Consider the following 13,290-nt stretch of genomic DNA (forward strand, 5'->3'; position numbering starts at 1 on the left):
TCAGCCCTGTGGGCTGGCCCTTCACCGGGCCACCTTCCAGGCACCTCACGCAAAAAAAAACACCATGAAAAATACTGCTTTTCTAATTCTGCTTTTCCTCTCCTTCTTTGCTTGCGAAAAAGTCATATTTGACCTTACCTACAGTAACCAACCCGTTGACAACTTTGAATCCATGTGGACCGAATTTGATCAACTGTACGGATTATTTAAAGTCCGCAACCTCGACTGGGACAGCGTTTACCAAATCTATCGTCCTCAAGTAGATAACGATATGCACGAAGGTGAACTGTATGATGTAATGGTCGGTATGCTCAGCGTACTTGATGACAGTCACGTAGGCCTTCTTCCCACCAATAGTGATTTACCCCAATTCCAGGGCGGCATTGGAGGACGCATTGATACCATCCGTGATTTCAATCTTGATATCGTTAAAGACAATTACCTCTCTGTGCCGATAGAGGCTGACCCCTTCACCTACGGATTTATCAATGACAGCATCGGCTACCTCTATGTCGCCTGGGAACCCGAGGAAAAATCAATCCATAAATCAATGCCAACCATCGTCGATTTTTTCCGCGATGCCAAAGGAATCATCATTGACATCCGCAGCAATACGGGCGGTGAAGACCGTGGAGGGCAGGCTTTTGCTTCTTATTTCACAGACCAGACCCGTTTGTACATGACTACCTCTATCAAAAACGGCCCTGGCCCTGACGACTTCACCCCTCCGGAAGAATGGTACCTTAGCCCGCAAGGCAGTCCTCTTTTACAACCGCTCGTACTCCTCACCAATCGGTCTACCGTTAGTGCAGGAGAAACCCTGGCCTTGGCCATGCGCATTTTGCCTCAATTGACTACACTAGGAGATACAACTACGGGTGCCTTTTCCAATGCGGTCAATCGAGAATTGCCCAATGGTTGGCTTTACAGTATGAGTATTGGCGACTGGCGTGCCGCTGATGGTACGAGCTATGAAGGAAGAGGCATTCCACCCACGCTCGTTATTCAAAATCAAGCGACTGAATTACGCTCAGGACAAGATAAAGTACTAGAAGCTGCTATTGAAGTTTTCCATTAAAACACAATGGGTTGCTGGCACAGGTACGTCAGCAACCCGCTTTTATTTCTCGTTTAAGTTAAACCCTCTTAACACTTCGCGTTAAAGATTCTTAACGCACAAGCAGCACATGGTGAACACCCCTATCTTCGAAAAAAAATTCTAACCATGAAGATGATCAAATACTGCTTGCTGCTCCTTGGTTTTGGAACATTCCTTACCTCTTGCAGCCCTACCCTCAGCCCCTTTACCCAAAATCTCTACGAAGAAAACAACTGGACCGAGGGCGACCTTCGCAAAATCCAGTTCTACCTCTCCGACGACATTGTCCTCTACCGCGAACTTACCGGCGGCAACTCAGAAATTGTACAAGGAGAAATCAAAGTCGTCAATGGCCGCAAACGCGACCAAATCACTTTCCGCCGTGGTACCCCCGGCGTTTTTCTTTTCAGCCCCAAAACCAATCGTTTCGCGGTAAGTTTCGAAGACGGCGGCGATGACCGCTACCTGATTTTCGGCCCCAACCCAAAAGTAGCCAACCGCTACGTATTGCTGGCCAGCGACTGGAATCGGCAACAAGGCGCCGTTACTTACGCCGGCCAGCAATGGACGGTAGACGCCAACGATGCTTATACCGCGCTGATGGTTGATTTAGAGCGGCTACAACGCGTAGATGTTAATTCCCGCGTTGCTTCTGGCCGGAAGGTGGGAGGAAAGTAGATTTAGTTAGACCTTCATTTCAAGACAAACGACTTAGCTAGACTTTCGGCATCCGCTGAAGCGCTCGTTAAGTCGTTTGTGCGTTTATCCCCTCCTTCTGCCACTCCGCAGGCGTCATACCTGTTTCCTGCTTAAAGACCCGGCCAAAATAGCTAGGGTCTTTGTAGCCTGTATCATAGGCAACGGCCGTGATGCTTTGCCCTGGTTCAAGCAGCAAAGCTTTAGCACGCTCCAGGCGGAGGTGTCGGATATAACGATTGATCGAAAGACCTGTCAGCGCGGATAATTTGCGGTGGAGCTGGGAATGACTCATATTCATCTGCTGACAAATGGTTTTCACATCCAGCTCCATATCGTCCAGATGGGCGTTGATGATGGCCTTGACTTGCTGGACAAATTGATGTTCCTCCGTGATGCTTTCAGGATCTAAAGATTCGTCCGCAGCTGCTGAGTGGCCCAGGAAGTGCTGTTGCAGTTTTCGCCTCAACTCCAGAAGCTTATTCACGCGAATGGTCAATTCTTCGGGATGAAAGGGCTTAGCCAGATAAGCATCTACTCCCTGCTTGAGCCCCAACAACTTGGAGTCCATATCAGCTTTGGCGGTCAACAGTATGATCGGAATGTGGCTCGTGCGTTTGTCTGCTTTCAGTTCGCGCACCAGCGCATAGCCGTCTTTTAGGGGCATCATGACATCACTGATAATGAAGTCGGGGACATGCTCAATTGCCTTTTCGACCCCTCGCTGGCCATTTTCCGCTGTCAATAAATTAAAGGACTCTGAAAGGCAGGCACAGATATAAGTGCGCACATCATAATTATCTTCAACAATCAGGATCGTCGGTTTTTCCTTGGCGGAAGTCGCCAGTAAGATGCGTTCCCGTTCCTGAGGTGCTACGCCTTCCCGGTAAAATTGGTTCATCGCCTGGTCAAAGTACGACAAGTCCGTACTTTTTTGGCTATTGGTAGAAATGGGCAACATGATGGAAATCTCCGTGCCTTTACCCAATTCACTCCTGGCGCTGATCTCACCGTTCATCAATTTCACCAACTCTGCTACCAAGGCCAAGCCTATACCAGTGCCCGCAAACTCCTTGGTATGGCTATCATCAGCCTGGTAAAAGCGCTGAAAAATATGAGGAAGCCTCGCTGGCTCAATCCCCACTCCAGTATCTTTCACCCGGATGACAAGTTGGTTCTGCGCTACCTGGCTCACATCCACCGACAAGTAGATATTACCGCCTACGGGGGTAAATTTAATGGCATTGGACAGCACGTTGGAGATGATTTGCTGAATCTTATTGGGATCAAAATCCATATACTGGGTCTCCAAATCAGACAGAAAGTGAATGGTCACGCTACGGGTTTCCGCGTACGAATGGAAAGACTCTACCAGGTACTTGAGGTAAGTGATGAGATCGCCTTGCTGTAAATGAAGTGTCATTTGCCCCGACTCTAACTTAGATAAATCAAGCATTTGATTCACCAGATTGAGTAGATTTTGCCCGTTACGGCTAATCATTTCTACCATCATATTTTGTGCATTCGGCAGTTGGCCACTCAGTTGTTTGGCCATCCCCAGAATAACCGTTAATGGCGTACGAAACTCGTGGGTGATATTGGTATATAACTGGGTCTTAGCGATATCCAGCTCTTGCAGTCGTTGGGTCTCAGACTTGGCCAATTGACGACTCAATTGGAAACGGTAAGCCGTGTAAATCAAACCAAAAAAAGTCAGGCAATACAAGGCAATCGCCCACCACGTTCTCCACCAGGGTGGTAAAACGGTGATGTTCAAAGGTGTAGCTTCGCCATACTCGCCATCAACATTGTAGCCTCTGACCAGCAAACGGTAGTTGCCGGGAGGAATTTGAGAATAGTAAGCAGTATTCTTATCGCCCGACTCCCGCCAGTAGTTATCATAGTTTTCCAGAAAATACTCGAAACGGTTCTTTTCAGGTTGCTTAAAGTCGAGCAAAGCCAGTTCAATCGAAAAATTATTCTCCAGGTGATTGAGCGTCAACTGATGGTTGACCAAGATGCTATCCATTGCATAAGCCCCCGACTCTACTTCTTTGCCATTCAGTAAAAAACCGGTGTACAAGATGTGTGCAGAAGGGATCGTTTTGGGTTTCAAATAGTTGTTTCTATAATTGTTCTTGGTTGCATCATTGATGTAGGTACAGCCACCTCGCCCACAAAAGGTCAATTCCCCGGAAATCTGCACATCAGCGGCTCTTAAGGAATAGGGTAAGGCAAAAAGTTCATAATCCATAGGGTAAGTATAAAAGGAACTATCCTGAGGATTAAATACCGAAATGCCGATACTCGTGGCCAACCATAAGTGCTCGTACTCATCCAGTAACATCGAGATGATTCGGCTGTTGTTTTCCGCTGGGACGGGATACACACTTACGTTCCTGTCGGCGTCCAACTTAGCAATTAGAGATTCAGAAGTCAGCCATATATTGTTGTTACCATCAATGGCTATCCCCGTAAGCGGGTTATTAGCCGCCGGGGTGGATAAACGCGTAAGCGGATAGTAAACGATCAACTGTTTTGTTGGATCAAAAGAAGACAAGAAGAGTTCACCATCAGCACTCACGCCCCCCATCCAAAGCAGACCGTCAGCACTCAATTTTGCGATATTCACTCCCTTAGGGAAATTGGCGTGGGTTTGGGTATTAAGACGAGTGATGGCAAAAGTTCTTACATCTACATGGTGCAGCGTACCATCGGCGGTGATTACCCACAATGCTCTCCCATCGGGAGTACAGTTAATATCGACAACAACATCATCCGCCAGTGAGTTGGTATCATCGGGGTGGTGTTTAAATTGCCGAACCTGCTTAGCCGCAGGATCAAAGCGATACAAACCGTTTCCTTGCTCATGCTTGCCAAACCATAGTGCCCCATAAAGATCTTCCCGCATCGTAAAAATGTCATCAAAGAGTCCGTTGGATTCGGTATTGTCCTGAAAGGACCACGAACCGGGATAGTCGTCAGTGGGGCCCTTGATCCAAGTGTTTCCTAAAATCGGCTCCTGCCAATTACTCCGATTTAAGCCATTATAATGACGCGCTAACCACGTAGAATTAGTTTGGTGATTAACGTGAATTGCCTGAATCTGGTCACCTTGATAAACAAGGCCTAAATTAGGCAACACCGGGCTGGATTTGAAAACATTATCACCAATATCACCCGTGCAAATCCACAACGTCCCGTCTCGGGATTGATAGATTTTCCAAGCCTGGTTCAAAGGAAAAAAGGTACTCCCATCCTTGTTATCATTGTATAATTCGTCTTTTAAGTAGCCTTTCTGCAAATCATAATTACGCAAGCCACTCCCGTAACTACAAACCCAGATACTGCCATCATCCGCTTCGAAAAAAGACCGGATATGAGAGATGCTATCGTTTTCGCGCTCAAAATTGGAAAGTTGATCTAAGTAACGGAAAGCTCCCGTCTTACGATCCATCAAGTGGACTTTATTGTCCTTGGTTCCTATCCAAAAATTGTTCTTACTGTCTTCAAAAATGGCGGTGATTTTATTATTTTTCAGGCTGGTGGCATTTCCTCGTCCTGCCTGGTAATGCGTGAAAGATTCGCTATTCGGGTCGTATTTATTCAGTCCACCGAAAGCGTTGTCTTCCCAAGGGTAACCCGTTCCCACCCAGAGCGTTTTTTGCTGGTCAATATAGAGGCTGCGTATCTCGAAATAACTTAAACTACCAGGATCATCAGCTTCGGGTAAGAAGACTTTAAAAGTCTCGGTTGCCAAATCTAAACGATTCAGTCCCATGCGGGTAGCAATCCAGAGTTGGCCTTTGTCGTCTTCCACCAATTCGGAGATAAAATCATTACTCAATCCACTATTATGCGCCTGGTAACGGGTAAACTTCCCGGTTTTGCGATCCATTTTATTCAATCCCGAGCCCCAGGTACCCACCCAAAAGTTTCCGTCTTTGGTTTCAAGAATCACCTCCACCGCGTTGCTGGAAATGGTCGTACTGTCGGCAATGTTATGGCTGTAGACCTTGAAGTCACGACCATTGTAGCGAACCAGCCCAGCCTTGCTGGCAAACCACATAAAGCCGGCCTGATCCTGATAAATATCCTGCACCTCATTACCTTCCAGGCTATTGGGTAGGTCAAAGAGGTAAACAGGCGTACGGTAGAGGAAGCTGTACTGCGCCTGACCTGGTACCAGGAACACAAAATGCATTGTCGCCCAAATGGCGACAATGCGAACAAAGTAGTATATAAAAATTCTTTTAATCATTGCACACGGTTACGTTCGTCAACAGAAGCCCCATTATGGTCTTCCCGCTGCTTAATTTTATTGTTGCCAAAGGGATAAGTATAGGTCAGCCGAAAAATAGATCCCTCCTGCTGATACTCTTGCCTATGGACAAGGTTAAGTTCAGGTTGGTTGTAAGATTGCGTCCAGAAAGACCCTAAATTAAATCCATCTTCCCAGGTTAGGGCTAAACTGCTTCCGCTGTTGAATTTCTTCCGCAGCCCCATATTAAATCCGCCTTGCCAGGGAATATCAGCCAGGCCGTAAGTCATCCCCGATTGCACATAGCCATCTACTTCGAGGGTTAAATCTTTGCTTAAGGTAATAGTTTGGGTGGAATTAAAGGCTGCGAAAAAGCTTTCGTAACTCAACAACTCTCCTTCATAAAAAGGCCGCTGCTGCTGCCAGGCTATCCCGCCTTCGTAGCGGCTTTCCCACCATTCCGTTATTTTCACGGGGAAGCTAAGCCAGAGATACGCCAACTGAGCGTCCTTCATGTTTTCTGGCTGAGTAATGGTGAGGTTTTCTTCCGCTAAAATGTCCAACTGCCCCCAGAAAATGGGGTGTTCCTCCTGGCTATATTGCGCCGTCAGCATGAGCGACTTATAGCGGTAGGATAATCGAAACTGACGGGAAAACGAAGCCCTCACTTGAGGGTTACCCGTAGTAAGTGTATTGGGCGAAAAGAAGAAAAATGCGGGAGCCAGTACATTCAAACTTGGCCGCTGTATACGCTCACTGTAGGCGAATTGCAGGGAGTTGTCGTCGTTAATGGTGTGCGACAAAAAGAAGGTAGGGAAAAAGCGGCCGTATTTGCGGCTCGTCAGGATTTCCTGCAGACTATCCAATTGAATGTTGGTGTACTCATAGCGCAGGCCTGCTTTCGCGGTAGTCTTCTCGCTGATCTTAAAATCGGTAGACAAATAGGTGGCATAGATGTGCTCCTCCATGCTCAGCAAATTGGTGTACCGAGGTCGGTTAAGCTGCTGACCGCCGATGATATCCGCCACCAAATTGTCATTAACAAAATTGGAAAATGATCCTTTCACACCAAATTCCACGTTCCAATCCTCCTGAATGGCCTTGCTCACATCAGCTTTAAAGACATGGAATTCAATAGGGTTTTCCTTACGGGAAATGAATTCCTCGTTGCTCATGATTTCTCCGGTAGCGTCGGTTGTGATATCAGTATAATCAGCGGGGTTTTTGTTGGTATAGTCGAGGTAATCATAGTCCAACGACAGTTTCCAGTCCTTAGCAAAGGAATGCCGAAGGTTGATGTTGGTCATCCAATGTTTCCAGTCGTTTTCTTCCAAACTCCGCAGGCTTGAACGCTCTCTCAGCTCGCCATTGGCCAGCACCGTAGTGGCAGTATTGGCATCCAAATCCCAGATAGTGGTGTACGCTGAGAACAAAAGTCCTAAAGTTGTTTTTGAGTTGATTTCATAATCCACTCCTACCCTGCCACTGTAAAATCCCCGAAAAGCTGGGCGATTACTGTACGAGTCCGTTGCCAGGAAAGTCTCACCATCCTGAATCCGCTTAGTGATGGTCACATCCTCTTGCAAGTAATTGTTATTGGCCGCCAGGCTACCGTATATATTGACCTTACCTTTGCGCACATTGAGGTCGATAGAGCCGCCAAACTTGGGGCGTTCGCCGTAACCTACGTTCAGGGAAACATTGCCATTGCTCCCTTCTTCCAGGTTTTGGACAAGTACGATATTGATGATGCCCCCTACCCCCTCCGCATCGTAGGACGAAGGAGGCGTGGTGATCAGCTCTATCGACTCGATATTACTGGCGGGCATGGATTCCAGTAACTGCAGGAGGGCATCGCCGTCAATGCGCGTGCGCTTGCCATTGATCTGCACCATTACACCCTGTTTACCTTCCAGCGTAATTTGGTTATTGATGCCGTCGATGCGTACGCCCGGCGATTTAGCTAAAACCTGTAGTGCATTCCCCCCCACCGAGGTAACACTACTTTGCACATTGACAACCAGACGGTCTATTTGGTGTTCGTACAAAGGCCGCTTGGCCTTTACCACCACTTCGTCAAGCAGGGACACATCCGGCAACATCATGACTACTTCGGATACCCACAGCGATTTTTCATCCGTAACCCGGATCAGCTGGTTTTGTTTTTCGTAGCCAATCATCAGGAAAGACAAGAGGTAGTCTCCCGCTGTAATATTCTCCATTTCATAGATACCATCAACGGTCGTAACGACACCCTTTATTAAGCTACTATCTAAGGGGTTAAGTAATAGGACATTCGCATAAGCAAGCGGCTCACGATTTTCGTCGAGAACCTGCCCGGTAATGGTATGTTGAGAAAATAAGGCATAGCCACACAGGCTCATCATTAAGATGATTAGTAAAGATTTCATCGGGTAATGTTTTTGTAAACTGGGCCTTAGTTCATCTTCTTTGTTCAACTAAGTATCCAATTTTATTAACAACCCAAAAGTGGATGATCTGCCCATAAAAGTATCGGACTCGGACAGCAACCTATCGGATAATTCTGTCAAAGGATAGGAGAAATTCAGCTGTTTTGGTAGAAATTGGTCATTTTACAGAATTGGGAGTCATACTATTTTAGTGCCTTTACCCTGCTAGCATAAAGATTTATCCCTTTTACTGGGGTAATTTTTCTAATTTTGCGTCGTTTTTCAGCCAGAAAGTAGAAGATCTGCTTTCTGGCTGAAGCTTTTTTCTTTGATAATACAAAAACTGGCTACTCATGACAAAACAATGGACGTTGCTGCTGGCTTTGATCAGCCTGACCATTGCCGGATTATTTGCCCAAAATAATGATCAACGCGTTTTATTCACAGTAGAAGACACGCCTGTAACGGTAGAAGAATTCAACTACATTTACAGTAAAACCAACGGAGAAAGTGCTGATTTCTCTGAAGCTTCCCTACAAGAATACCTGGATCTCTACGTAAAATTCAAACTCAAGGTACAGCGAGCTAAAGAAATGCAGCTCGATACCATCCAAGTACTTCAGGAAGAGTTGGCGGGCTACCGCCGCCAGTTGGCCGACAGCTATCTCATCGACCGTGCTATTGGTGACAAACTTATTATGGAGGCCTATGAGCACCTCCAGGAAGATGTAGACATCAGCCATATCCTCGTAAGTCTCAAAAATGATGCCCCTCCTGCCGACACCCTGGCCGCTTACCAGCAAATCATGGCTGCTTACAACCGTATCAAAGGGGGCGCTGCTTTTGCGGATGTCGCCAAAGAGATTTCTACCGATCGTTACAGCAAAGACAAGGGCGGACGCATTGGTTTCACTACCGCACTTTACCCCGCTGGCTTGCACAACCTGGAGTATGCTGCTTATGATGCACCGCTCAAAACCGTCACCATGCCCATTCGTACCAATGCGGGGTATCACCTCTTGTACGTACACGAGCGCCGACCAGCGCGCGGCGAAATGGAAGTAGCCCATATTCTGGTGCGGGAAGAACCATTGGGAGAAGCCGCAGCCAAAGCCAAGATCGACAGTATTTACCAAGCACTGCAAGGTGGTGCCAATTTTGAACAACTCGCCGTTACGACCAGCGAGGACAAACGTACCTCCGCCAACAATGGCTACCTTGGATTCTTTGGCATTTCTCGCTACGAAAAACCTTTCGAGGATGCTTCTTTTGCGCTTGCCAAAGACGGCGACTACAGTAAACCGGTAAAAACCAGCTTGGGCTGGCACATCATCAAAAGAATTAGTCGTAAAGAGATACAACCATTCCCAGCAGAAAAGCCTCGTTTAGAGGGCGACGTCAGAAAAGACCCTCGCTTTGAAGAGGCGAAGAAAGCTTTGCTTCGGAATATCCGCAGCCAGAACAACTTTAACGAAAACACCATTTTGTTAGACGGCTACATTGGCAGCCTACCCGATACCTTTACTACTTTCCGTTGGAAAGCCCCAGCGATGGCATCTGACAAGGTGCTCTTCAGCCTGGACGGAGGATATCAGGTAACTTTAGGTGACTTTGAATCGTACTTGGGCAAAGCAACGCGTGAGCGAGTGACTTACGGCCGGGAAGGAGACAAGGAATCGGTTGCTCGTAGACTGTATGCGCAGTTTGTGGATGATCAACTATTGAAATACGAAGAATCACAGTTGGAAAAGCGATACCCCGAATTTCGTAATCTAATGAGAGAATACGAAGAAGGAATACTTTTGTTTGAGGCTACAAAAATGGAAGTTTGGGACAAGGCTGCGCAAGATTCTGTAGGGCTCGAAAAGTTCTTCACCGGGGTACAAGGAAAGTACCGTTGGGCACCACGTGCCAGAACAACGGTTTACCGTATTGGTATCAACAACCGAGAACTGGCTCCAGATATCCGTAGTTATGCCATGAACCACACCGCCGACGAAGTGAAAGAAATGTTCAACACCGACGGCACGGTAAAAGTCGTTACGGAAGAAGCCACTTACGAAAAATTCCGCAATACTGAACTTTCGGATGCCGACTGGAAAGTAGGGGTCGTAACCGATATGATTGAAAATGACCGCAGCCGCAGCCTGAAGTTTTTCAAAATCGAAGAGCTTCTTCCTGAAGGTAATAAAACGCTAAGCGAAGCCCGCGGATACGTTATTGCTGACTATCAGGACCAACTGGAAAAAGAATGGGTGGAGGAACTCCGTAAGAGCTACGAAGTGAAAATCAACCAAAAAGTTTTCAAGAGCCTGATCCGATAACGATAGAGATGGTTAGGGCAAAAGCCCACCCCGAAGCCCACCGCTCCCTGCCAGCATAGCCGGCAGGGAGCGGTGAAGCAGCCTCGAAGTGAAACCACTTCGTCATCGGGATATTTCATAATATAATTGATACAGGAATTGAATAATTGGTGCTTGGTACCTTCGGTTGTCATCTTACTTTTAGGATGTTTGTCCTCCTGTAGCGAAGTGGGTTCTGCTGCTGAAAACAGCAAGGATCGATTACTCGCCCAAGTGGGCAGTAAATCCCTTTACATTTCAGAGATGGAAGGCATGTTTCCTGAAGGGATAACGGGTGAAGACAGCGTTTTAGTCATCGAATCCTACGTAGGGCGTTGGGTGCGAGAAGCTGCTATACTTAACGAAGCAGAACGCAATATTCCAGCCGATCTTAATATCAACAAGATGGTCAGGGATTACCGAGCATCCTTAGTTCGTTCCAACTATGAGAAAATCCTGGTGGAGGAACTGCTCGACTCGGTTGTCACAGCGCAGGAGTTGGAAGCTTTCTACAAAGAGAACCAGATGCTTTACGAGCTTCAAAAGCCTATTGCACGCTGTCTTTTTATTAAGGTGCCCATTCCTACCCCTGAGGGAAATCGCTTACGCAACCTGTGGAATAAGGCTGATGAAGGTGACTTGGCTGATCTTAGGGCTTATTGTGACCAGTACGCAGAAGTAGCACTCCTTCAAGAGAATTTATGGTACGCCGTGGAAGAAGTCGCTGAACGTTTACCGAAAGGTACACTGACCGTTGAGAATATTGGTTCCAAGCGAGAATTTACCCAACGAGACGAGCACCATCAGTATTATTTTCGGCTTTTTGAATTGAAAAACCGTAAAGAAATTGCCCCATTGTCTTACGTCGAAGAGCAGGCCCGCAAGGTGATTCTGCACAAACGTAAACTACAATTGGTGGAGGAAGTAAAAGAAGACATTTACCAAAGGGAACTGCGGGAAAAGAATGTAGAAACCTTTTACTGATTATATAAACAATGTACAAGTTTTGATTTATGAATAAGCAAATCTGTTTTTTGATCGCTGCACTTTTTTGTGTCCAAATAAGTTTTGCGCAAAGAGAAGTGATCGATAAGGTCGTCGGCATGGTCGGTGGTGAGATTGTACTTCTCTCCGAAGTGGAAGAGCAAAATGCGCTGCTCAAGGCTCAGAACCCTAGCCTCGGTAAAGGTTTGCGTTGTGACATTATGGATCAGCTGCTTTCTAACAAACTGCTGGTCAACCAGGCCAAACTCGATAGTATCCTTGTTGCCGATGAAGAAGTTGAAGAACAACTTAATGCCCGGATTGAAAGGATTTTATCCTATATGAATGGTGACTTAGAGCAATTTGAAGCCTATTATGGCCAAACAGTGACGCAGGTAAAAGAGCAATTCCGCGAAGACTTGCGCTCTCAGCTGTTGTCAGAAAGAATGCGAGCACAGGTACTGAGTGGTGTGAATGTTACGCCCTCTGAGGTCAAAAATTTCTTCAACCAGATTCCTGTTGACAGTCTTCCCTATTTCAGTTCTGAGGTAGAAGTAGGAGAAATCGTTTATGTTCCTAAAGTCAACGCGGAAGAGCGCCAAAAAGCGATTACCAAGCTCGAAAAACTAAGAGAGCAGATCACGACCAGTGTGACCACTTTTGAAGAAGCCGCCAAAAAGTTTAGCGACGATGGCTCTGCCAGAATAGGAGGTGATCTGGGTTGGGCGAAGCGTGGTAAATTTGTCCCGGAATTTGAAGCTGCTGCCTACCAATTGGAGCAAGGCGAAATTAGCCAGGTGGTAGAAACCGAGTTTGGCTTTCACCTTATCCAACTGCTGGAACGCCGCGGTAATACCATCCGTGTTCGCCATATCCTGGTTCGTCCAGAAATTACTGATGCTGACCTAGAGTTGGCTCGCAACCACCTGGATTCTGTGCGTACCCTGATTGTCAATGACTCCATCACTTTTTCCATGGCCGTAAAACGCTTCGGAGACGAAGATGTCCAGAGTTTCAATAATGATGGACGGATGATGAACCCCGCAACAGGGAATACTTTCTACGAAGTTGCGGATCTTGACCCTGATGTTTATTTCGCAATTGATACGCTAAAAATTGGTGGCTTAACGGCTCCGTTCCCTTTTGCCAGCCCTACTGGAGAAACCTTTTACCGGATTGTTCAATTGCAATCAAGAACCCTGCCCCACCGGGCGAACCTACAACAGGATTACAATAAAATCATGTTGGCCACCAAAGACTCCAAGCAGAATGAATTCCTCAGTGAGTGGATTCAGAAAAAAGTAGCATCAACCTACATTCAGATTGATAGCCGCTTTCAGGAATGCCCCAACTTGGACAAGTGGAAAGAAGACAGTATCGCGAAGCCTTAGTTTAATGCGAGACCAGGTTTAAAAACCTGGTACTAAGTACTTCCTACAGTGAGGCTGGAAGACGAGATTCCTCTAGTTTCAAGAGCTTTGTCCACCAACCTCGTAT

The 13,290-nt window shown here is 46.7% G+C and carries 7 protein-coding genes; 5 read left to right on the forward strand and 2 right to left on the reverse strand.

Translation table 11 applies throughout. From position 1 onward, the window contains the following. The first annotated feature begins 64 nt into the window (after positions 1-64). Positions 65-1,078, forward strand: a complete 1,014-nt coding sequence (locus AB0L18_RS01910; protein WP_367390896.1) for a S41 family peptidase — start codon at positions 65-67, stop codon at positions 1,076-1,078. A gap of 147 nt (positions 1,079-1,225) precedes the next feature. Then, complete coding sequence (locus AB0L18_RS01915; protein WP_367390897.1) at positions 1,226-1,777, forward strand: hypothetical protein; 552 nt, start codon at positions 1,226-1,228, stop codon at positions 1,775-1,777. A gap of 67 nt (positions 1,778-1,844) precedes the next feature. On the opposite strand, the gene AB0L18_RS01920 is transcribed toward AB0L18_RS01915, so the two are convergent. Then, on the reverse strand, positions 1,845-6,056 hold the full coding sequence (locus tag AB0L18_RS01920; RefSeq protein ID WP_367390898.1) for a two-component regulator propeller domain-containing protein: 4,212 nt from the start codon (positions 6,054-6,056) through the stop codon (positions 1,845-1,847). Beyond that, entirely contained in the window at positions 6,053-8,467 is a 2,415-nt protein-coding gene (locus AB0L18_RS01925) for a TonB-dependent receptor (protein ID WP_367390899.1), read from the reverse strand. The genes AB0L18_RS01920 and AB0L18_RS01925 overlap by 4 nt, the downstream gene beginning before the upstream one ends. A gap of 353 nt (positions 8,468-8,820) precedes the next feature. Here AB0L18_RS01925 and AB0L18_RS01930 point away from each other — a divergent pair, with 353 nt between their 5' ends. The 3 genes from AB0L18_RS01930 (at position 8,821) to AB0L18_RS01940 (ending at position 13,184) form a co-directional block, all read left to right on the forward strand. Beyond that, complete coding sequence (locus AB0L18_RS01930; RefSeq protein WP_367390900.1) at positions 8,821-10,791, forward strand: peptidylprolyl isomerase; 1,971 nt, start codon at positions 8,821-8,823, stop codon at positions 10,789-10,791. Between the two features lie 138 nt (positions 10,792-10,929). Further along, positions 10,930-11,793 (forward strand): hypothetical protein, encoded by an 864-nt coding sequence (locus AB0L18_RS01935; RefSeq protein ID WP_367390901.1) that lies wholly within the window; start codon positions 10,930-10,932, stop codon positions 11,791-11,793. 29 nt (positions 11,794-11,822) lie between these two features. Beyond that, the gene (locus AB0L18_RS01940; protein WP_367390902.1) at positions 11,823-13,184 is read left to right on the forward strand and encodes a peptidylprolyl isomerase; all 1,362 of its coding nucleotides are present in this window, start codon (positions 11,823-11,825) and stop codon (positions 13,182-13,184) included. The last annotated feature ends 106 nt before the right edge of the window (positions 13,185-13,290 follow it).

Source organism: Lewinella sp. LCG006, from assembly GCF_040784935.1.
Taxonomy (GTDB): Bacteria; Bacteroidota; Bacteroidia; order Chitinophagales; family Saprospiraceae; genus Lewinella.